Genomic DNA, 19,291 nt, shown 5'->3' on the forward strand with positions numbered 1-19,291 from the left:
CCCCACCACAGGTCGGCCGTCGTGTAACGGCGTACGAAACCTGGTGACAGAAAGAAGCAATCCATGACGATGACAGACCCGGTCGCAGACATGCTGACCCGTCTGCGCAACGCGAACTCGGCGCACCACGACTCCGTGTCGCTGCCGAGCTCGAAGCTCAAGACCCACATCGCCGAGATCCTCAAGCAGGAGGGCTACATCTCCGGCTGGGACGTCGAAGACGCCCGCGTCGGCCAGACCCTGACCCTCACGCTGAAGTACGGCCCCAACCGCGAGCGGTCGATCGCGGGCATCAAGCGGGTGTCCAAGCCCGGTCTGCGCGTCTACGCGAAGTCGACCGAGATCCCCACGGTGCTCGGCGGCCTCGGCGTTGCCATCCTGTCCACCTCCTCCGGTCTTCTCACCGACCGGCAGGCCGAGTCGAAGGGCGTGGGTGGGGAAGTCCTCGCCTACGTGTGGTGATCTGACATGTCGCGAATCGGACGTCTTCCCATCGACATCCCCACCGGAGTGACCGTTTCGGTCGACGGCCGCGCCGTCGCCGTCAAGGGCCCCAAGGGCGAGCTGAGCATCACCGTCGCCCGGCCCATCGAGGTCTCCGTCGAGGACAACCAGGTCGTCGTGACCCGTCCCGACGACGAGCGCGAGTCGCGGTCGCTCCACGGCCTGACCCGCACGCTCATCAACAACAACATCATCGGTGTCACCCAGGGCTACACCAAGGGCCTCGAGGTCGTCGGCACGGGCTACCGCGTGCAGCAGAAGGGCTCGAACATCGAGTTCGCCCTCGGCTTCTCGCACCCCGTGCTGGTCGAGCCGCCGGCTGGCATCACGTTCACGGTCGAAGGCAACAACAAGGTCACCGTGAGCGGCATCGACAAGCAGGCCGTCGGCGAGACGGCTGCCAACATCCGCAAGATCCGCAAGCCCGAGCCCTACAAGGGCAAGGGTGTGCGCTACGCGGGCGAGGTCGTCCGCCGCAAGGCCGGAAAGGCTGGTAAGTAAGCATGGCTGTGAAGTCGAAGAACGTCGCCCGTGCGCGTCGTCACGCCCGCCTTCGCAAGAAGATCGTCGGCACCGAGCTGCGGCCGCGTCTGGTCGTGACCCGTTCGGCACGTCACGTGTTCGTCCAGGTCGTCGACGACGCCAAGGGTCACACCGTCGCGTCGGCGTCCACGCTCGAAGCGGACCTGCGCTCGTTCGACGGTGACAAGACCGCCAAGGCGCGCAAGGTCGGCGAGCTCGTCGCCGAGCGCGCGAAGGCCGCCGGTGTCGAGGAAGTCGTGTTCGACCGTGGCGGCAACCGCTACGCCGGCCGCGTCGCCGCGATCGCCGACGGTGCCCGCGAGGGAGGGCTGAACCTGTGAGTGACAACAAGGAGACCGAAGTGACCGCCACCGAGCAGGCCGCGCCCGAGCAGGCCGCCGCCGAGGCGCCGAACGAGCGCGAGCCGCGCGAAGGCCGCCGCGGCGGTCGCGAGCGCAACAACAACCGCGACCGCGGTGCGCGCGACCGGGGCGACAACCAGTTCCTCGAGCGCGTCGTCACCATCAACCGCGTCTCGAAGGTCGTCAAGGGTGGTCGTCGCTTCAGCTTCACCGCGCTCGTCGTCGTCGGCGACGGCAACGGTGTGGTCGGCGTCGGCTACGGCAAGGCCCGCGAGGTGCCCCTGGCGATCTCGAAGGGCGTCGAAGAGGCCAAGCGCAACTTCTTCCGCGTTCCCCGTTCGGCCTCGACCATCCCGCACCCGGTGCAGGGTGAGGCCGCCGCGGGCGTCGTGCTGCTGCGTCCGGCCGCCGCGGGTACCGGTGTCATCGCCGGTGGTCCGGTGCGCGCCGTGCTCGAGTGCGCCGGCATCCACGACGTGCTGTCGAAGTCGCTCGGCTCATCGAACACGATCAACATCGTCCACGCGACAGTGGAGGCGCTGAAGCAGCTCGAGGAGCCCCGCGCGGTCGCCGCGCGTCGTGGCCTCGAGTTCGACCAGGTCGCCCCCGCCCGTCTCGTGCGTGCGGAGGCCGAGGCCACCGCTGCGAAGGCTGGTGCATGATGGCCGCACGTCTGAAGGTGACCCAGGTCAAGTCCAAGGTGAGCGAGAAGCAGAACCAGCGTGACACGCTGCGCAGCCTCGGTCTGAAGCGGATCGGCGACTCGGTCGTCCGTCCGGACGACGCGCAGACGCGCGGTTACGTCAAGACCGTCGCCCACCTCGTGAAGGTTGAGGAGATCGACTGATGGCTGAGAACGACAAGGCCGAAGCCGACAAGGCTCCGGCGAAGAAGGCGGCGACCAAGCCCGCCGCGAAGAAGTCCGCGAAGCCCGCCGAGACCGAGGCCGCTGTCTCGCGCCCCGGCGTGCTCAAGGTGCACCACCTGCGTCCGGTCCCCGGCGCCCACACCGCCAAGACCCGTGTGGGTCGCGGTGAGGGCTCGAAGGGTAAGACCGCCGGCCGTGGAACCAAGGGCACGAAGGCGCGCTACCAGGTGCGTCCCGGCTTCGAGGGTGGCCAGATGCCGCTGCACATGCGCACCCCGAAGCTGCGCGGGTTCAAGAACCCGTTCCGCGTGGAGTACCAGGTCGTGAACCTGAGCAAGCTCGCGGAGCTCTACCCCGAGGGCGGCGACGTCACCGTGAGCGACCTCGTCGCCAAGGGTGCCGTCCGCAAGAACGAGAAGGTCAAGGTGCTCGGCACCGGCGACATCTCGGTCGCCCTGACCGTCGAGGTCGACAAGGTCTCGGGTTCTGCCGAGCAGAAGATCGTCGCCGCAGGCGGTTCGATCAAGTAAGTCCCTGGCGGGGGCCGGAGATCACTCCGGCCCCCGTTCGGCTACCCTGGGTAACGGCGCGCCTGTGTGCCGCCGCGCATTCCCACCTGGAGGCATCGTCTTGTTCAGCGCCATCGCGCGGGTCTTCCGCACTCCCGACCTGCGGCGGAAGATCGCGTTCACCCTCGCGATCATCGCCATCTATCGTCTGGGAGCGCACATACCGGCCCCGTTCGTGGACTTCCCGAACATCCAGGAGTGTCTCCAGATCACCGGGACGACCGAGGGTCTGCTGTCGCTGGTGAACCTGTTCTCCGGCGGCGCGCTGCTGCAGCTCTCCATCTTCGCGCTGGGCGTCATGCCCTACATCACTGCGACGATCATCGTGCAGCTGCTGCGCGTGGTCATCCCGCACTTCGAGACCCTCTACAAGGAGGGCCAGTCGGGTCAGGCCAAGCTCACGCAGTACACGCGCTACCTCACCATCGCGCTCGCGCTGCTGCAGTCCACGACCCTCGTCACCGTCGCCCGCAGCGGTCAGCTGTTCGGCGTGACCGACGTCGCCGCGTGCCAGCAGGTGCTCACCAACGACGTGTGGTGGGCTCAGCTGCTCGTCATCATCACCATGACCGCCGGCACCGGCCTGATCATGTGGTTCGCCGAGCTCGTCACCGAGCGAGGCATCGGCAACGGCATGTCGCTGCTCATCTTCACCTCGATCGCGGCGGCCTTCCCGGCATCGATGTGGGCGATCGCGACCTCGCAGGGGTTCGAGATCTTCCTGCTCGTGCTGGCCGTGGGCATCGTGGTGGTCGCGCTCGTGGTCTTCGTCGAGCAGTCGCAGCGGCGCATCCCCGTGCAGTACGCCAAGCGCATGGTGGGCCGGCGCACCTACGGCGGCACCAACACCTACATCCCGATCAAGGTGAACATGGCCGGCGTGGTGCCCGTCATCTTCGCCTCGTCGCTGCTGTACATCCCCGCGCTGATCGCGCAGTTCAACCAGCCCCAGGCCGGGCAGGAAGCCGCCCCGTGGGTGGCGTGGATCGCGCAGTACTTCACGACGGGTGACTCGCCGATCTACATGGCGACCTACTTCCTCCTCATCGTCGGGTTCACCTACTTCTACGTGGCGATCACCTTCAACCCGGTCGATGTGGCCGACAACATGAAGAAGTACGGCGGGTTCATCCCCGGCATCCGCGCGGGGCGCCCCACGGCCGAGTACCTCGACTACGTGCTCACGCGCATCACCCTGCCGGGATCGATCTACCTGGGTCTGATCGCGCTGCTGCCGCTGATCGCGCTCGCGACAGTCGGGGCGAACCAGAACTTCCCGTTCGGCGGCGCGTCGATCCTCATCATCGTCGGTGTGGGTCTCGAGACCGTGAAGCAGATCGACGCTCAGCTTCAGCAGCGTCATTACGAAGGGCTCCTCCGATGACGGATCAGACCGCTCGTCTTCTCATCGTGGGGCCCCAGGGCTCCGGCAAGGGCACGCAGGGCGTGCGCATCGCCGACGCCTTCGGGGTACCGGCGATCTCGACCGGAGACATGTTCCGCGCGGCCGTCGCCGCCGGGTCCGACCTGGGCAACCAGGTGAAGGCGCTGATCGAAGCGGGCAACCTCGTTCCCGATGAGCTCACCAGCGCCGTCGTGGCCGAGCGCCTCGGCCAGGACGACGCGGCGAACGGATTCCTGCTCGACGGGTACCCCCGCAACCTCGGCCAGGTCGCCGACCTCGACGCGTTCCTCGCCGCGCGCGACGAGAAGATCGACGCCGTCATCGAGCTGAACGTGCCCCGCGAGGAGAGCATCTCGCGGCTGACGCAGCGTGCTCGGGAGCAGGGGCGCACCGATGACACCGAAGAGGTCATCGCCAACCGCCTCGGCATCTACGAGCGCGAGACCGCTCCGATCCTCGACGTCTACCGCGAGCGCGACGTCGTCGACACGATCGACGGCGTCGGCACGCTCGACGAGATCACCGAGCGGATCGTGGCGGCTCTCGAAGCGCGCGGTCTCGCGCGCCGCGCCCTGGCCTGACGTGTCGCCGTCGCTCCTCCCCGGTCGCCGCTCCCTCTACAAGACCCCGGCGCAGCTGCGCTCGATGATCGAGCCCGGCCGCATCACCGCCGACGCCCTGGCCGCCGTCCGGTCGCTCATCGCACCGGGCGTGACCACCGCGGAGCTGGATGCGGCCGCATCCGAGGTGATCACCTCCCGCGGGGCGAAGTCGAACTTCCAGATGGTCCGCGGATACCGTCACACCATCTGCGCCTCCGTGAACGAGCAGGTCGTCCACGGCATCCCCGGCGACCGCGTGCTGCAGCCCGGTGACATCGTGTCGGTCGACGCCGGCGCCGAGTACCGCGGCTGGAACGGTGACTCCGCCTTCACCGTGGTGCTTCCCGACCCCGACCGTCCCGAGGTCGTGGCCGCTCGCGAAGAGCTGTCGCGGGTGACGCGGGGGTCGCTGTGGGCCGGGATCGCCGCCCTGTCGACCGCGACGCACATCGGCGAGATCGGCGCCGCCATCCAGGCCTACATCGAGGCGCAGGGCGAGTACGGCATCCTGCGCGAGTACGTCGGGCATGGCATCGGTCGCAAGATGCACGAGTCGCCGTCGGTGTTCAACTACCGCGTCGCCGACCCCGGGCCGGAGGTGCGCCCGGGGCTCGTGCTCGCGATCGAGCCGATGGTCGTCGCCGGCAGCGATGTCACGTTCGTCGAAGACGACGGCTGGACGGTCTCGACGGTCGACGGCATGGCCGGTTCACATTGGGAACATAGCGTCGCCGTGCATGATGGCGGAGTCTGGGTGCTCACCGCGCCCGACGGCGGTGCGGAGGGCCTCGCGCCGTTCGGCGTCACGCCCCGAGAGATCGCATAGGAAGAGGAACACAGCATGATGGCAGCGAACGCGAAGCAGACGAACTGGTTCGCCGTCTGGGTCAGTGTCGTGGTCGTCGCGGTGCTGGTCGTCGTGACCGTGCTGGTGGTGTGGATGAACAACGCCGCCACCGATCCCGGTGAGCCCCCGCAGGGCTCCGGCATCGACCAGGAGACCGGTGCGGTCGTCGTCGGTGACGGCGAGCAGTCGATGGACACGTACATCGACTTCATGTGTCCCATCTGCGGTCAGTTCGAAGAGGCCTACGGCGACGCCATCCTCGAGCTCGTGGACGACGGCACGATCACGCTCAACATCCACCCCATCTCGATCCTCGACCGCTATTCGCAGGGCACCGAGTACTCGACGCGTGCGGCGAACGCGATGTACTGCGTCGCCGAGGCGGACCCCGACGCGGCCGTGCCGTTCATGCAGGCGATGTTCGCGGGACAGCCGACCGAGAACACCGAGGGCCTGACCGACGAGGAGATCCTCGCGATGGCCGAGGGTGCCGGCGTCACCGGCATCGACACGTGCGTCACCGAGGGCGAGTACAGCGACTACGTCACCGCGATGACGCAGGAGACCCCGATCCAGCCCGGGAACTCCGGCATCGCGACCCCGACGATCGAGGTCAACGGCGAGGTCATCGCCAACTCCGAGCTCCCCGAGCCCGACAACCTGGCGTCCCTCTTCAGCTGACCCCGCGCATCCCGCCCCGCGGGCGCTGAGGCGCCGATAAACACCGAACGCCCCGAGAAACCACGCATCGCCTGGTGTCTCGGGGTATGCGGCGTTTATCGGCGCGGGTGCTGCGTCACGGATGGCGGCCGTCGGCTCGGCGCGCCCGGAGCGTCGCGAGCATGACGGTCTGCTCCGGCCGCTCGGCGCGGAGCCCTGCGGCGTGAAGCTTGCGCCGAAGCGGTGTCACCGCGAGTGCGTCGGCCCGGTCCCAGCGGGCGAAGCCGTCGCACTGGCGCCGGAGCCTGTCTTCGCGTTGCTTCTCGGCGACGATGCCGCGCACGGCGTCGCGGGATTCTTCCGCGGCGTACTTGTCGTACCCGTCGGATTCGCCGATCACCCGTGCCCGCGGGAAGAAGAAGTCGACGCGGTCATCGAAGCCTTCGCTCGAGAACCACCGCTGAAGCTCGGGTGCCTCGAAGCCCGTCCATTCGATGACCGCGCGACTGATCGATTCCGCGGGCGACTCGGCCTGCGGATCTGCGCGGTCCACCGCCCACAGCGCCTGCGCGCGGCGGCGCGGGTTCGCTGCCGTCTCCGCGAGCGCGCGCAGATGTGCCCGACTCGTCGCGTTCGCGAGGGATGGCGCGATCGCCGCGTCGGCGACCGCGAGTGCGAAGGCCGGCGTGAGCACGCGAAGCAGATCGAGCGCGGTGTCGGCCACCGAGGTGACGCTGATCACCCCGCTGCGGATCATCTTCGGATCTTCGCTCGTGTGGACGACGACATCGCCGAAGCGCCGGGAGCGCGTCCGGTCGGGGTCGTAGGTGTGGATGTCGCGCGGCTCCCCGAAGATCGGCAGGCCGAGCAGCGCCGCGGCTGATTCGAAGGCGAAGATCGTGTCCGGGCGGCGAGCCGCCACCGCATGCACCCGTGCGAGATAGCGATCCCAGGGAGCAAGGCCCTGCCAGAGTCGCCGATCCGCGTAGACGCCCGTGCGAACGCGGACGAAGTCCGCGACGTCGCGCATCCGCCCGGCGTCGAGTTGTCGCACGGCATGGAGCGGGATGGGGGACGGGCGCAGCAACGAGATCGGAGACGGCATGACCAGACCCTCTCGCGCGCGCTGGCTTCGACGTCGCGCGAAGCGCACCGCCGTGGAAACCCCACCCGGCGAGCGTGGCTGTGGAGGAGCACCGAGAAACGCAGAACGGCGCGAGACATCGCGCAATGCGGTGTTTGTCGTGCGGAAGGGTGTTTCTCGACGACGTGGGATGCGGGGGCGAGCGGGCGCAGAGCGGGCGCGCGGGCCGGGTTCAGGGGGTGGGAGGATAGCGGCTAGTTGTGCGCGGAGGCAATACCACGTATGCTCGTTCTTTGGTGCGTTGCGCCCATCGCGGCGTGTCCGCGCACCGAACCCCATCACCGCAGACCGACCGGCTGCACGGGGCGCCGAACGGCCGCGGCCGTGACGCTGCTCCGAGCGCGCGGACTGCACGAGCGATAGTGAGTTTATGGCGAAGAAAGACGGTGTCATCGAGATCGAGGGCGTCATCTCCGAGGCTCTGCCCAACGCGATGTTCCGCGTCGAGCTGACCAACGGGCACAAGGTGCTGGCCACGATCTCCGGAAAGATGCGGCAGAACTACATCCGCATCATCCCCGAGGACCGCGTCGTCGTCGAACTCAGCCCGTACGACCTCACCCGAGGTCGGATCGTGTACCGCTACCGCTGAGCCGGTCGAGAAGTAACGGCCCGGAGGGCGGCACCAGCCGCGCGCCGAGGCACGAAGACAGCGAACAAGGAAAAGAACAATGAAGGTCAACCCGAGCGTCAAGCCGATCTGCGACCACTGCAAGGTCATCCGTCGCAACGGCCGCGTCATGGTCATCTGCAAGTCCAACCCGCGCCACAAGCAGCGCCAGGGTTGAGACAGCACCACCCACGTACAACTGAACACACCTTCGGCAGGATCAGAACCGCTTCGGCGGGGACACCTCGGGGCGGAGGCCCGGGCACCGATCCTGCTCCACACCTCCACGACACTCCTTTGGAGACGACATGGCACGTCTGGCCGGAGTCGACATCCCGCGCGACAAGCGCGTGGTGATCGCTCTCACGTACATCTACGGCATCGGCCGTACCCGCTCCGCCGAGATCCTCGCTTCGACCGAGATCAACGGCGACATCCGCGTCAAGGACCTCACCGACGACCAGCTGGTGGCACTCCGCGACTTCATCGAGGGCACCTACAAGGTCGAGGGTGACCTCCGCCGCGAGGTGGCCGCCGACATCCGCCGCAAGGTCGAGATCGGCTCCTACGAGGGCCTGCGTCACCGCCGCGGCCTGCCCGTGCGCGGACAGCGCACCAAGACCAACGCGCGCACCCGCAAGGGCCCGAAGCGCACCGTCGCCGGTAAGAAGAAGGCCCGCTAAGGCGCGCTGCAAGGTTTAGAGGAGAACACTCATGGCACAGGCCAAGACCGCTGCGCGCAAGCCGCGCCGCAAGGAGAAGAAGAACATCGCGCTGGGCCAGGCCCACATCAAGTCGACGTTCAACAACACGATCGTCTCGATCACCGACCCGTCGGGCGCCGTCATCAGCTGGGCGTCCTCCGGCGGCGTGGGCTTCAAGGGCTCGCGCAAGTCGACCCCGTATGCCGCGGGCATGGCCGCCGAGGCCGCCGCGCGCCAGGCGCAGGACCACGGCGTCAAGAAGGTCGACGTCTTCGTGAAGGGCCCGGGTTCGGGCCGCGAGACCGCGATCCGCTCGCTCCAGGCCGCCGGCCTCGAGGTGGGGTCCATCCAGGACGTCACCCCGCAGGCGCACAACGGCTGCCGCCCGCCCAAGCGTCGCCGCGTCTGAGTTTGCCGCACCCGGGTAGGTGCGTGGGTCCGCCCGCGCACCGACCCGGGATTCGGTCGTTTCACGACGGGATGCCTCGGCAGTCCGTCCCACAACTCAACAACTCAACCAGCAAGTGTCATATAGCGGGCACTTAGCCGAAAGGAACACATCGTGCTCATCGCACAGCGTCCCACCCTGAACGAGGAGAAGATCGGGGAGTTCCGCAGCCGATTCGTCATCGAGCCGCTCGAGCCCGGCTTCGGTTACACGATCGGCAACGCGCTGCGTCGCAGCCTCCTCTCGTCGATCCCCGGCGCAGCCGTCACGGGCATCCGCATCGACGGCGTCCTGCACGAGTTCAGCACCATCCCGGGTGTGAAGGAGGATGTCACCGAGATCATCCTGAACATCAAGCAGCTGGTCGTCTCCAGCGAGCGCGACGAGCCCATCACGGCCTACCTGCGCAAGACCGGCTCCGGTGAGGTCACCGCCGCCGACATCTCGGCGCCGGCCGGCGTCGAGGTGCACAACCCCGAGCTGGTCATCGCCACGCTGAACGACACCGCCAAGTTCGAGCTCGAGCTCACCATCGAGCGCGGCCGCGGCTACGTCTCGGCGAACCAGAACCGCAACGAGTACGCCGAGGCCGGCCAGATCCCGGTCGACTCGATCTACTCGCCGGTGCTCAAGGTCAGCTACCGCGTCGACGCCACCCGTGCCGGGGAGCGCACCGACTTCGACAAGCTGGTCCTGGATGTCGAGACGAAGCCCTCGATCGCCCCGCGTGACGCGGTCGCGTCGGCCGGTCGCACGCTCACCGAGCTGTTCGGTCTCGCCCGCGAGCTGAACGTCGAGGCCGAGGGCATCGAGATCGGCCCGGCGCCGGTCGCGGAGGTCGCCTCGAACGAGCTGTCGATGCCGATCGAGGACCTCGATCTGTCGGTGCGTTCGTACAACTGCCTGAAGCGCGAGGGCATCAACACGGTCTCGGAGCTGGTCGCCCTCTCGGAGACGCAGCTGATGAACATCCGCAACTTCGGTCAGAAGTCGGTCGACGAGGTGCGCGACAAGCTCGTCTCGCTCGGCCTCTCGCTCAAGGACTCGGTCCCCGGGTTCGACGGCGCCCACTTCTACGCCGGCTACGACGAAGAGAACGCCTGAGCCACGCGGAGCCGTACCGGCATCCGTCTTCGACCGACTTTCCCACCTGGAGTAACTGAGAAATGCCCAAGCCCACGAAGGGTCCCCGCCTCGGAGGCGGCCCCGCACACGAGCGCCTGCTGCTTGCGAACCTCGCTGCGGCGCTGTTCACCCACAAGTCGATCCAGACCACCGAGACCAAGGCGAAGCGCCTGCGTCCGCTGGCCGAGCGTCTGATCACGTTCGCCAAGCGCGGCGACCTGCACGCCCGTCGTCGCGTGCAGTCGATCATCGGTGACAAGGAAGTCGTGCACGTCCTGTTCGCCGAGATCGCGCCGCTGGTCGCCGAGCGTGAGGGCGGATACACCCGCATCACCAAGGTCGGCAACCGCAAGGGCGACAACGCGCCGATGGCCGTGATCGAGCTCGTTCTCGAGCCGGTCACGCCGAAGGCGAAGAGCACCAAGCGTCGCTCCGAGCCCGCGGAAGAGGCGGCCCCCGTCGCCGAGGAGACCCCGGCCGAGGAGTCCGCGGCCGAGGAGACCCCGGCTGAGGATGCTCCGGCCGAGGAGTCCGCCGACGCCGGTGCCGAGTCGACCGAGGAGGGCGAGGCCGCGGAGGCCGCCGCCGAGGACGCCGACACCACGAAGTGACCTGCTGCCGGCCCGCCCGGCACCTGCGGAACGCCCGCGACCCGTCCGGGTCGCGGGCGTTGCGCATGACGGCGCCGGTTTGACCGGCCCCGGGGGGACCCGCGTACCGTAGGAAGGTGGCCGATCAGACCCTGAACCACCGTGTGACCGCTCCCGAGACCCTCGCCCCCGCCGCGCATCCCGACGTGGCATGGCGATCCCCGACCCCTGACGACATCGACGACATCCACGCCGCTCTCGTCGCCGCCGACGAAGTCGACCATCCGACGTGGGCGTTCGCCCGCGGCGACGTGGAGGACTGGTTCGACCTGCCCCAGACGACCCGCGACGACCTGCTGGTGGGCGAGACGCCCGATGGTCGCATCGTCGCCGTCGGTGCCGCGATCAAGCAGGAGGACACCTCGCTCGAGGTGCGCGTGAGCCTGCAGGGCGCGGTCGTGCCCGAGATGCGGCGACGCGGCCTGGGCAGTGCCGTTGGCCGCTGGCAGTACGACCGGGCCCTGCAGCTCCTCGCCGCCGAGACGGATGCGACCGTCGACGGGGTGATCGAGCAGTACGTGCACGAGGACGACCCGGGAGCCGCGGTGATCGCCGGCGGTCTGGGGATGACGGTGGGACGCTGGTTCGTCGTCATGGAGCGCGACCTCACCGAGCCGGTCTTCGATGTGGAAGGCGATGTCGAACCGGGCGTCGACCTCGTTCCCCTCGCCGCAGACCGCGTCGACGACGTGCGCCTGGCCCGCAACGACGCGTTCCGCGACCACTGGGGGAGCGTGCCGTACTCGGAGGAGTACTGGAACGCCTTCACGGGTTCGGAGCACTTCAGCCTCGACCTGTCGACGGTCGCGCTCATCGACGGCGAAGTCGCCGCGTTCTGCCTCGTGACCGTCAACGAGGACAACTGGGAGCGCCGCGGACTGCCCTACGCCTACATCGAGTACATCGGCGTCGTGCGCGCGCATCGCGGCAAGGGACTCGCGCCGCGGGTGATACGCCGCTCGCTCCGGGCGATGGCCGCCGCGGAGCTCAAGGCGACGCAGCTGGATGTGGACACCGACAGCCCGACCGGCGCCAACACGCTCTACGAGAGCCTCGGCTTCGTCGAGCGCGATCGCGAGCAGGTCTTCACGCGCCACTTCTGAGCCGCCCCCGCAGCGCCGCAGCCTCCGGAGGGCGCCGTGAGGGCGTCCTGCGCGCCGACTAGAGTGTGCGGGTGACCGAGACACCTACCGGGTCGGATGCGCCGCTCAGCGCGCGCGTGACGGCTCCGGAGAACCTGCCCCACCCGTCGCACCCCGACGTGGCCGTATGGCGCGGGGCGACCGCGGCCGACATCGACGCGATCCACGCCGTCGTCGCCGCGGCCGACCGCGTTGACCACCCCACCTGGGTGACGCCACGGGAGGATGTCGCCGACACGTTCGAGCTCGCCGGTGTCGACCATCTCACCGACACGGCGCTGGGCTTCGCCGCCGACGGCACCCCGGTTGCAGTCGGGTCGGCGATCCGCCATCCCGACACCTCCGAGAAGGTGAAGGTGCACCTCGACGGTGCCGTGCATCCGCAGTGGCGTCGACGGGGGATCGGCGGCGCCCTGATGACGTGGCAGCATGCCCGCGCCCGCCAGCTTCTCGCGGCCTCCGACCTCGCCCTGCCCGGCGAGGTGCACGTGTACGTGCACGACGGCAACGACGGCGCCGTCGTGCTCGCCGAGCGGCTCGGGATGACCACCGAGCGGTGGTTCACCACGATGGTGCGCGACATGGCGCATCCGATCTCCGAGCCGGTCGCGCTCGAGGGGGTGCGGATGCTCGCGTTCGCCCCGGAGTGGGACGAGGCGACACGCGTCGCCCGCAACGACGCGTTCCGCGACCACTGGGGGAGCCTTCCGACGCCGCCTGAGCGGTGGGCGCAGTTCACCGGTGGACGGTTCCTGCGCGCGGACCTGTCGACGCTCGCCATCGTCGACGGACGCGTCGTGGCCTTCTGTCTCGCGTCGGTGAACGAGGACGACTGGGTGACGCTCGGAGCGTCGAACGCGTACATCGACCTCATCGGCGTCGTGCGCGACAGCCGCGGTCGCGGGCTCGCCCCGCGCGTGATCGCCCGCACCCTGCGCGCGATCGCCGGAGCCGGGCTCGCCAAGGCCGTGCTCGATGTGGACACGGCGAGCCCTACCGGTGCGAACACGCTCTACGAGGGTCTCGGCTTCGTCCCGACCGAGCGCGATCGCGTGCTCGTCGCGCGGATGTGAGCTCGCGCCGCTACTGCGGCACCGGCAGACGGCTGTCGCGATGCTCGTCGCGGAAGGCGCGGAGCTCCTCGCCGTAGCGGCGCATGGCGCGTTCGTACTCGGCCCCGTCGACCCCGGTCGCCACGGCGTCGGCGTACACGTCGCCACCGGGGCGCCCGGGGTGGATGCGGTCGCCCGCGAGGAGATCGACGTGCCGGTCGATCGCCCGGCTCCAATCGGCGACGCTCACATCGGAGCGCTCGTCGGCGAAGGCGCGCAGGGTGTCGTTGACCTGGGGGATCCACTCGCGGGGCGCATACGCGTTGACGAGCACGATCCTGCGGTCGGGACCCGCGATCGCCGCCATCTCGTCGAGCGTCTCGCGGTCGACCGGGCCGTTGGTGCCCAGCCCGATCACGACGACGGAGCGGAGGCGCCCTTCGTCCTCGAGCGTGCGCAGGATGCCCGGCCCCGCCCACGCGGAGCGCGACTCGGCCGCATCCACCTCGATTCCCGGGAACCGCTCCAGCAGGGAGGGAGCGGAAGCGAGCATGACCGAGTCGCCGACGGCGGTGATCTCGTCGCCCCGCACGGGGGTGGGGGAGGGACTCGGGGCCGTGGCGTCGGATGCCTCCACGGGCGCGGGCGAGGTCTCCGCGGGTGCAGGGGTCGGCGGGGCGGCGGCCGTCTCGGCGGCGAGAGCGGCGGCGCCGGCTTCGACGACGGACTGACCGGAGGAGACCGCGGGCGCCGCGGCGACGGCCGCACCCGCGCCCGCGACGAGCGCGGCGCCGGTGGCGAGACCCGCGAGCGCGGTCGCGCGTCGTGCCGCCCGGGCACGCAGCGCCGCACGCAGGCGCCGGGCACAGCCGCGGAAGCCGAACCGGCGCACCGGCGTCTCCACCCAGCGGTACGACGCCTCCGCCAGCACGAGGGTCAGCGTAAGGGCGAGCGCCCCGACGCCGATCGGCACCCCCGCCTCCGGGCCCGTGCCGGTCGTGGCGGCCAGCAGGAGCACGAGCAGCGGCCAGTGCCACAGGTAGATGCCGTAGGACCGGTCGCCGAGCCAGCGCAGCGGGACGGCATCGAGTGCCCGGCCGAGGCGGGAGCCGGGCCAGACGCCGGCGAGGATCACCATCGCGGCGCACACGCTCGCCGCCAGGAGGGCGCCGGGGAAGGTCGCCACCGTGTCTCCGGCGGGAATCGAGGCGACGGCAAGGATGCCGATCAGCCCGGCGACGCCGAGCGCGGACACCGTGGCGCGCGCACCCCCGGACCGTGCCCACGCCGGCAGGTCGCCGACGGCGAGGCGACGCAGCAGCGGCGCCATGCCGAACGCGAGAGCGACGCCGAGCAGCAGACCGAACGCGTGCGTGTCGGTGCCGAAGTACGCGCGCGTGAGGTCGCCGCCGGAGGCGACGACGGCGCCCATCCATACCGCGGATGCCGTCGCCGCGACGAGGGCGGCGGTCACCCGCGCCCAGGACCGGGGGAGCATCAGGAACAGCGGCAGCACGATCGGCCACAGCAGGTAGAACTGCTCCTCGACGGCGAGCGACCACATGTTGCGGAACAGCTCCGGGGTCGTGGCGGCGAAATAGCCGTCGCCACCGGAGAGCGCGACCCAGTTGTAGCTGAAGGTGAAGGCTCCGACGATCTGCGCGCCCAGCCGCACGAGCACGTCGCCGCCGATCATCCACGCCGCGCTCGCGCAGGCGATGACGACCAGGGTGAGGGCCGGCAGCAGGCGTCGGGCGCGTCGGCGCCAGAAATCGACGAGCGAGATGCGTCCGGTGCTGCGGTGCTCGCGCAGCAGCAGGGTCGTGATGAGGAAGCCGCTGATGACGAAGAACACGTCGACGCCGACGAAACCCCCGGGGACAAGCGCGCCGGGAAAGAGGTGGTAGAGCACGACCAGGGCGACGGCGACGGCACGCAGACCGTCGAGGCCCGCGTAGCGCGTGGGCGTCGCGGCGGGGTGCTGCGCTGGAGAGGTCATCGGTCCGGGGGAGGAGGGGGAGGAGGGGAGGAGGGGGCGACACGTCAGTGTACGACTCCCGTGCGGGAACTCCCCGAGCATCCGCCGGAAGGGCCGCCCGACATAGGCTGGAGCGGTGCGCATCCGTCTCGACATCGCCTATGACGGCACGCACTTCCGCGGCTGGGCGCGCCAGCCCGCGCATCGCACCGTTCAGGGAGAGATCGAAGACGCACTCGCGCGCGTGATCGGTGGCACCCCGCGACTGGTCGTCGCCGGGCGCACCGATGCCGGGGTGCACGCCTCCGGTCAGGTGGCCCACGTGGACCTCGATGCGGCTCAGACGGAGCGGATGCTGTCGCGCCGCGCCCGCGCCCCCCACGCCGATCCGGTCGAGGCGCTGGCCGCGCGCGTGCGCGGCGTGCTCGGCGCCTATGCGGATGTGACCGTGCACGCCTCCCGCGTGGCGCCGGAGGGATTCGACGCCCGCTTCTCCGCGGTCTGGCGGCGCTACGCGTATCGCCTGACCGATGCGCGTGCGGGATACGACCCGCTCGAACGGCTCCGCACCACGACCGTGCGCGGCGAGCTGGATGTCGAGGCCATGGACGAGGCGGCGCGGTCGCTGATCGGCCTGCACGACTTCGCGGCGTACTGCAAGCCGCGGGATGAGGCGACGACGATCCGCACGCTCCTGGAGTTCGACTGGCACCGCGACACCGCCGGGGTGCTGGTGGCCAACGTCAAGGCGGACGCGTTCTGCCACAGCATGGTGCGCGCCCTCGTGGGCGGATGCGTCGCCGTCGGCGAGGGCCGCCTGACCGCCGGTGACCTGGCGGAGATTCGCGACCGGCTGGTGCGGGTTCCCGACGTGAAGGTGCTCGCCGCGCGCGGCCTCACCCTCACCGAGGTCGGGTATCCGGCCGACGACCTGCTCGCGGCGCGCGCCGCGCAGACCCGGAACCGCCGAGACCGGGACTGACCCGGGCTCTACTCGCCGGGCTGGAAGATGGCGACGGTGAGCGTGTCGCTCGCGGTCTGCTTGGCGTACTCCTTCGACGTGGGAGTCGTCTGCACGAGGAAGTCGTAGGTGAACTGGAGCTGCACGGCGGCGGTGTCCGCGGGCACGGCGCCGACGTTGAAGGTCTGCGAATAGCTGTACGGCGAGAGCACGAGGTAGCCGGGCGAGACGGCGGATGTGTCGGTCTGCGGATCGAGGGCGTCGATCGTCACGCCGTCGGCGTCGAGGGCGACCGCGACCATCGATGCGCTCTGCAGGTACACCTTCTGGCCGTCGTCGGGGGTGACCTCGGTGACCATCGAGATGCTCACGGGCTTGACCGCCTCCGCGGTCCACAGGTCCATCGACAGCGTCGACCAGTAGTCCACGGTCGCGGTGACGGCACCGGCGACGAGCTCGCGCTGCGTCGATCCGCTCGAGAGGTCGTTCGGCACCGGCGCGGGTGCCGGGGAGGCGGAGGTGCGGGTGGGGGTCGGGGTGGCGTCGCCGCCGTCGCCGTATTCCCACGGCGCGGGGCCGCATCCGGCGAGAGCCAGGGCGAGAGCCGCGGCCGCCGTCGCCGTGCCGACGCGTCGTGCTGTTCCCATGTGCCCTCCCGGCTCCGTGTGCTCCCCAGCTTACGAGAGCCGCGACGCCCGCCGACCGATGGGAGAGGCGCGAGCCTCAAGGCTCGCTCAAGACAAGCTCAAGAACCTCAAGACGCGTGATCGGCGTGGTTGCCTGTGTGTTGTCGCGGGGAACCCCCGAGACGCCGCCGGGGACCCGAAGCCCGGCGGCACCCCTGAACCTGGAGCGGAACATCGTGAGCATCTCGTCGTCGGCCACGCGTCGCATCCTCGCCGTCGGCGCAGCCTTCGGGCTCGCCGTCTCCCTCGCCGGCTGTTCGCAGCTGGCCGAGGTGTTCAACGGGCTGCAGCAGCAGGGCGTCGCGGAGGAGCCGGTCGCCTACGCGAGCCCCACGCCGCTGACGACCGAGGACATCGCCTTCGACTCGCTGTTCACCTACGACGGCTCCGTCGCCCTCTCGACCGACGTCGCCGATCAGCTCGAGCTGCGTCTGGAGGTGTGGGCTGCGAATCCGAAACGGACGAACGAGTGGGATTCCACGACCCCGAAGACGTTCGGCTTCGCCGTCAACGTCTACGACAACTACGTGGACGAGAAGGCCGTGCTCACACAGAAGCGACGCGTGTACATCTCGTCGATCTCGATCACCTCGCAGACCGCGCAGACGTCGGGCCAGGTGCAGAACCCGTTCCAGTTCAGCTCCGACCCGCGCACGCTCGTGCCGACGGACACCCTGCGCTCGGACCGGGGTCTGCTGCTGAACAGCTACCAGGGCGGTCTGCTCGTGCCCGAGACGACCATCAACCAGCTGCCCGCGGACACGTACGGCATCACGCTGGAATTCGCGATGACGATCGCCGTGGAGGGCGTCGCCGACGACGACACGTCGTTCTCTCAGCAGACCGTGTACCAGTACCTGCCGATCGCGATATCCTCCGACGCAACGACCGAAGAGTGACCGGCGTGAGGGAGATCACCATGACGGACGTCAACAGCCCCCGGCAGATGACACCGCACGCCGTCCACGCGCCCGATTCCATCCTGCCGCGCGAGCCCCGTGCCGAGTCCGAGCCCGGCTTCGCCGACGACTTCTCGGCGGTGCTGGAGAACACCACCGGCCACCGGTCGACCATCGGATGCATCATTCCGGCGTACAACGAGGAAGAGTCGATCGCCGACGTCATCCAGTCGCTCCTCGCCCAGACGCGGGTGCCGGATGTGATCCACGTCGTCGTCAACAACACCTCCGATGCCACGGTGCGCATCGCGTCAGAGTTCGCCGGCGCCCACGAACTCGAGACCGAGATGGGCGAGCAGTTCACCGAGGTCTTCGTGCACGACATCGGCAAGAACCCCGACAAGAAGGTCGGCGCCCTCAACTACGGCTACTCGCTCGTGGAGGGCTACGACTACCTGCTCGGGGTGGACGGCGACACCACCGCCGATTCGCGCGCGGTGGAGTACCTGGAGACCGAGGCGGTGTCGGACTCGCGCATCGGCGGCATCTCCGCGATCTACTCGATCGACGACCGGCCCATCAAGGGCCTCATCGGCAAGTTCCTCATCGCCGGTCAGCGCACCCAGTTCGCGGCGTTCAACCTGCAGAACCTGCTGCGCGGGCGCAACATGGCCGTGCTGGGCGGACAGTTCTCGATCTTCTCCACCAACGCCCTTCGCGAGGTGATGCGTCAGAACCACCAGTCGACGCCGTGGGTCAAGGACAGCGAAGTGGAGGACTCGCTGCTGTCCCTGCAGATCAAGAGCGCCGGGTACCTCACCAAGATCAGCCCGTTCTCGCGGGCCGACGTCGGCGGCATGACCACGCTGCGCGGCTACGACGCCCAGCAGGTGAAGTGGACCTACGGTGCCATCGAGCTCATGTGGCCCGGCCAGCGCGGCGACACGAAGGGCCAGCCGTTCCACCCGAACCTGCGCCTGCGCTGGTTCGAGAACTTCGGCATGCTCACGAACCTCTTCGTGCGCGTCGCGTTCATCACCCTGCTGGCGGCGTCGCTGTCGATCAACGCGTTCGTCTTCTCGGCATGGTGGCTGATCCCGGTCCTCATGGCCGTGCTGCTGAACCTGCGCATCGCCTACACGATGGAGAACCGCAATTCGCGGGACGTGATGTTCGCCGGGCTGGTCTTCCCCGCCGAGATCTTCATGTGGATCCGGCTGAGCCACTTCCTGCGATCGTGGACCCGCTTCCTGTCGCGCAAGAAGGTCGACAACTGGGCGATGCAGGCCAAGGCGGAGAAGGGTGGCGGCAGCACCCACTGGATCCCGCTCATCCTGCTCGTGGCCGTGTTCGTCGCCCTCGCGGTGATCTGGTCGATGCTCGACCCGGTGGTGCAGTCGACGATCCTGTGGATCGGGTGGCCGATCGTGGGTGTCGTGACCGTCATCCAGACGCTGCTGATGTTCTTCAAGCTCATCCGCCGCCACCAGGGCTACAAGGTGTGAGGGCGACGAGGTGTGACGGATGACGCGAAGAACGGCCCCGCTCGTGCG

General features: G+C 69.2%; 25 protein-coding genes. 21 read left to right on the forward strand and 4 right to left on the reverse strand.

Annotated elements, in window-relative coordinates:
• Window positions 1-63: 63 nt before the first annotated feature.
• The 10 genes from rpsH (at window position 64) to ACGG9C_RS06850 (ending at window position 6,360) form a co-directional block, all read left to right on the forward strand.
• On the forward strand, window positions 64-462 hold the full coding sequence (gene rpsH / locus ACGG9C_RS06805) for a 30S ribosomal protein S8 (protein ID WP_071044927.1): 399 nt from the start codon (window positions 64-66) through the stop codon (window positions 460-462).
• Window positions 463-468: 6 nt separating this feature from the next.
• Complete coding sequence (rplF, locus tag ACGG9C_RS06810; RefSeq protein WP_071044928.1) at window positions 469-1,005, forward strand: 50S ribosomal protein L6; 537 nt, start codon at window positions 469-471, stop codon at window positions 1,003-1,005.
• A 2-nt stretch (window positions 1,006-1,007) separates the two neighbouring features.
• Entirely contained in the window at window positions 1,008-1,367 is a 360-nt protein-coding gene (rplR, locus tag ACGG9C_RS06815) for a 50S ribosomal protein L18 (RefSeq protein ID WP_071044929.1), read from the forward strand.
• Window positions 1,364-2,050, forward strand: coding sequence for a 30S ribosomal protein S5 (gene rpsE / locus ACGG9C_RS06820; RefSeq protein ID WP_071044930.1), 687 nt, complete (start codon window positions 1,364-1,366; stop codon window positions 2,048-2,050). The genes rplR and rpsE overlap by 4 nt, the downstream gene beginning before the upstream one ends.
• Window positions 2,050-2,235, forward strand: a complete 186-nt coding sequence (gene rpmD / locus ACGG9C_RS06825) for a 50S ribosomal protein L30 (protein WP_023954062.1) — start codon at window positions 2,050-2,052, stop codon at window positions 2,233-2,235. The genes rpsE and rpmD overlap by 1 nt, the downstream gene beginning before the upstream one ends.
• Window positions 2,235-2,786, forward strand: coding sequence for a 50S ribosomal protein L15 (rplO, locus tag ACGG9C_RS06830; RefSeq protein ID WP_075807118.1), 552 nt, complete (start codon window positions 2,235-2,237; stop codon window positions 2,784-2,786). Before rpmD ends, rplO begins: the two co-directional genes overlap by 1 nt.
• A gap of 100 nt (window positions 2,787-2,886) precedes the next feature.
• Window positions 2,887-4,209 (forward strand): preprotein translocase subunit SecY, encoded by a 1,323-nt coding sequence (secY, locus tag ACGG9C_RS06835; RefSeq protein ID WP_071044931.1) that lies wholly within the window; start codon window positions 2,887-2,889, stop codon window positions 4,207-4,209.
• Window positions 4,206-4,811 carry an adenylate kinase gene (locus ACGG9C_RS06840; protein WP_071044932.1) on the forward strand — a complete coding sequence of 202 codons (606 nt, stop codon included), beginning with the start codon at window positions 4,206-4,208 and terminating at the stop codon, window positions 4,809-4,811. The genes secY and ACGG9C_RS06840 overlap by 4 nt, the downstream gene beginning before the upstream one ends.
• A 1-nt stretch (window position 4,812) precedes the next feature.
• Window positions 4,813-5,658: a type I methionyl aminopeptidase gene (gene map, locus ACGG9C_RS06845; RefSeq protein WP_286721373.1), complete on the forward strand. Its 846-nt coding sequence runs from the start codon at window positions 4,813-4,815 to the stop codon at window positions 5,656-5,658.
• A 15-nt stretch (window positions 5,659-5,673) separates the two neighbouring features.
• On the forward strand, window positions 5,674-6,360 hold the full coding sequence (locus ACGG9C_RS06850) for a thioredoxin domain-containing protein (RefSeq protein ID WP_286793959.1): 687 nt from the start codon (window positions 5,674-5,676) through the stop codon (window positions 6,358-6,360).
• A gap of 115 nt (window positions 6,361-6,475) precedes the next feature.
• Here ACGG9C_RS06850 and ACGG9C_RS06855 read toward each other — a convergent pair whose 3' ends face one another.
• A complete protein-coding gene (locus ACGG9C_RS06855) occupies window positions 6,476-7,444 on the reverse strand; it encodes a hypothetical protein (RefSeq protein ID WP_390178421.1) in 969 nt (322 codons plus the stop codon).
• 409 nt (window positions 7,445-7,853) lie between these two features.
• Here ACGG9C_RS06855 and infA point away from each other — a divergent pair, with 409 nt between their 5' ends.
• The 8 genes from infA (at window position 7,854) to ACGG9C_RS06895 (ending at window position 13,235) form a co-directional block, all read left to right on the forward strand.
• On the forward strand, window positions 7,854-8,075 hold the full coding sequence (gene infA / locus ACGG9C_RS06860) for a translation initiation factor IF-1 (protein ID WP_028496510.1): 222 nt from the start codon (window positions 7,854-7,856) through the stop codon (window positions 8,073-8,075).
• Between the two features lie 79 nt (window positions 8,076-8,154).
• Complete coding sequence (gene rpmJ / locus ACGG9C_RS06865) at window positions 8,155-8,271, forward strand: 50S ribosomal protein L36 (protein WP_055821300.1); 117 nt, start codon at window positions 8,155-8,157, stop codon at window positions 8,269-8,271.
• A gap of 130 nt (window positions 8,272-8,401) precedes the next feature.
• A complete protein-coding gene (gene rpsM, locus ACGG9C_RS06870) occupies window positions 8,402-8,776 on the forward strand; it encodes a 30S ribosomal protein S13 (protein ID WP_194383805.1) in 375 nt (124 codons plus the stop codon).
• Window positions 8,777-8,807: 31 nt separating this feature from the next.
• Entirely contained in the window at window positions 8,808-9,206 is a 399-nt protein-coding gene (rpsK, locus tag ACGG9C_RS06875) for a 30S ribosomal protein S11 (RefSeq protein ID WP_071044935.1), read from the forward strand.
• A 153-nt stretch (window positions 9,207-9,359) separates the two neighbouring features.
• Window positions 9,360-10,349 carry a DNA-directed RNA polymerase subunit alpha gene (locus tag ACGG9C_RS06880; protein WP_071044936.1) on the forward strand — a complete coding sequence of 330 codons (990 nt, stop codon included), beginning with the start codon at window positions 9,360-9,362 and terminating at the stop codon, window positions 10,347-10,349.
• A 62-nt stretch (window positions 10,350-10,411) separates the two neighbouring features.
• Entirely contained in the window at window positions 10,412-10,981 is a 570-nt protein-coding gene (gene rplQ / locus ACGG9C_RS06885; RefSeq protein ID WP_071044937.1) for a 50S ribosomal protein L17, read from the forward strand.
• 116 nt (window positions 10,982-11,097) lie between these two features.
• Window positions 11,098-12,123, forward strand: a complete 1,026-nt coding sequence (locus tag ACGG9C_RS06890) for a GNAT family N-acetyltransferase (RefSeq protein ID WP_071044938.1) — start codon at window positions 11,098-11,100, stop codon at window positions 12,121-12,123.
• A 71-nt stretch (window positions 12,124-12,194) separates the two neighbouring features.
• A complete protein-coding gene (locus ACGG9C_RS06895; protein ID WP_390178422.1) occupies window positions 12,195-13,235 on the forward strand; it encodes a GNAT family N-acetyltransferase in 1,041 nt (346 codons plus the stop codon).
• Window positions 13,236-13,245: 10 nt separating this feature from the next.
• Here ACGG9C_RS06895 and ACGG9C_RS06900 read toward each other — a convergent pair whose 3' ends face one another.
• Window positions 13,246-15,213: an acyltransferase family protein gene (locus ACGG9C_RS06900; protein WP_390178423.1), complete on the reverse strand. Its 1,968-nt coding sequence runs from the start codon at window positions 15,211-15,213 to the stop codon at window positions 13,246-13,248.
• A 115-nt stretch (window positions 15,214-15,328) separates the two neighbouring features.
• On the opposite strand from ACGG9C_RS06900, the gene truA reads away from it, so the two are divergent.
• Window positions 15,329-16,174: a tRNA pseudouridine(38-40) synthase TruA gene (truA, locus tag ACGG9C_RS06905; protein ID WP_071044941.1), complete on the forward strand. Its 846-nt coding sequence runs from the start codon at window positions 15,329-15,331 to the stop codon at window positions 16,172-16,174.
• 8 nt (window positions 16,175-16,182) lie between these two features.
• On the opposite strand, the gene ACGG9C_RS06910 is transcribed toward truA, so the two are convergent.
• Both ACGG9C_RS06910 and ACGG9C_RS06915 read right to left on the reverse strand, forming a co-directional pair.
• Window positions 16,183-16,800 (reverse strand): hypothetical protein, encoded by a 618-nt coding sequence (locus ACGG9C_RS06910; RefSeq protein ID WP_071044942.1) that lies wholly within the window; start codon window positions 16,798-16,800, stop codon window positions 16,183-16,185.
• A 76-nt stretch (window positions 16,801-16,876) separates the two neighbouring features.
• Entirely contained in the window at window positions 16,877-17,038 is a 162-nt protein-coding gene (locus ACGG9C_RS06915) for a hypothetical protein (protein WP_176759424.1), read from the reverse strand.
• Between ACGG9C_RS06915 and ACGG9C_RS06920 the strand changes: the two genes are divergently transcribed.
• Window positions 17,016-17,738 (forward strand): fructose 1,6-bisphosphatase, encoded by a 723-nt coding sequence (locus ACGG9C_RS06920; RefSeq protein ID WP_390178424.1) that lies wholly within the window; start codon window positions 17,016-17,018, stop codon window positions 17,736-17,738. The two genes, ACGG9C_RS06915 and ACGG9C_RS06920, sit on opposite strands and share 23 nt — an antisense overlap.
• A 47-nt stretch (window positions 17,739-17,785) precedes the next feature.
• Window positions 17,786-19,243 (forward strand): glycosyltransferase, encoded by a 1,458-nt coding sequence (locus tag ACGG9C_RS06925; RefSeq protein ID WP_071045038.1) that lies wholly within the window; start codon window positions 17,786-17,788, stop codon window positions 19,241-19,243.
• Window positions 19,244-19,291 lie beyond the last annotated feature (48 nt).

The organism is Microbacterium sp. MTN4-26 (assembly GCF_042846595.1).
Classification (GTDB): Bacteria; Actinomycetota; Actinomycetes; order Actinomycetales; family Microbacteriaceae; genus Microbacterium; species Microbacterium luteum.

What these genes read in the sequence shown, in the direction of transcription:
- rpsH (WP_071044927.1), top strand. Translation starts at nt 64, where the DNA reads ATGACGATGACAGACCCGGTCGCAGACATGCTGACCCGTCTGCGCAAC.
- rplF (WP_071044928.1), top strand. Translation starts at nt 469, where the DNA reads ATGTCGCGAATCGGACGTCTTCCCATCGACATCCCCACCGGAGTGACC.
- rplR (WP_071044929.1), top strand. Translation starts at nt 1,008, where the DNA reads ATGGCTGTGAAGTCGAAGAACGTCGCCCGTGCGCGTCGTCACGCCCGC.
- rpmD (WP_023954062.1), top strand. Translation starts at nt 2,050, where the DNA reads ATGGCCGCACGTCTGAAGGTGACCCAGGTCAAGTCCAAGGTGAGCGAG.
- rplO (WP_075807118.1), top strand. Translation starts at nt 2,235, where the DNA reads ATGGCTGAGAACGACAAGGCCGAAGCCGACAAGGCTCCGGCGAAGAAG.
- ACGG9C_RS06840 (WP_071044932.1), top strand. Translation starts at nt 4,206, where the DNA reads ATGACGGATCAGACCGCTCGTCTTCTCATCGTGGGGCCCCAGGGCTCC.
- ACGG9C_RS06850 (WP_286793959.1), top strand. Translation starts at nt 5,674, where the DNA reads ATGATGGCAGCGAACGCGAAGCAGACGAACTGGTTCGCCGTCTGGGTC.
- ACGG9C_RS06855 (WP_390178421.1), bottom strand. Translation starts at nt 7,444, where the DNA reads ATGCCGTCTCCGATCTCGTTGCTGCGCCCGTCCCCCATCCCGCTCCAT.
- infA (WP_028496510.1), top strand. Translation starts at nt 7,854, where the DNA reads ATGGCGAAGAAAGACGGTGTCATCGAGATCGAGGGCGTCATCTCCGAG.
- rpmJ (WP_055821300.1), top strand. Translation starts at nt 8,155, where the DNA reads ATGAAGGTCAACCCGAGCGTCAAGCCGATCTGCGACCACTGCAAGGTC.
- rpsM (WP_194383805.1), top strand. Translation starts at nt 8,402, where the DNA reads ATGGCACGTCTGGCCGGAGTCGACATCCCGCGCGACAAGCGCGTGGTG.
- rpsK (WP_071044935.1), top strand. Translation starts at nt 8,808, where the DNA reads ATGGCACAGGCCAAGACCGCTGCGCGCAAGCCGCGCCGCAAGGAGAAG.
- rplQ (WP_071044937.1), top strand. Translation starts at nt 10,412, where the DNA reads ATGCCCAAGCCCACGAAGGGTCCCCGCCTCGGAGGCGGCCCCGCACAC.
- ACGG9C_RS06900 (WP_390178423.1), bottom strand. Translation starts at nt 15,213, where the DNA reads ATGACCTCTCCAGCGCAGCACCCCGCCGCGACGCCCACGCGCTACGCG.
- ACGG9C_RS06910 (WP_071044942.1), bottom strand. Translation starts at nt 16,800, where the DNA reads ATGGGAACAGCACGACGCGTCGGCACGGCGACGGCGGCCGCGGCTCTC.
- ACGG9C_RS06925 (WP_071045038.1), top strand. Translation starts at nt 17,786, where the DNA reads ATGACACCGCACGCCGTCCACGCGCCCGATTCCATCCTGCCGCGCGAG.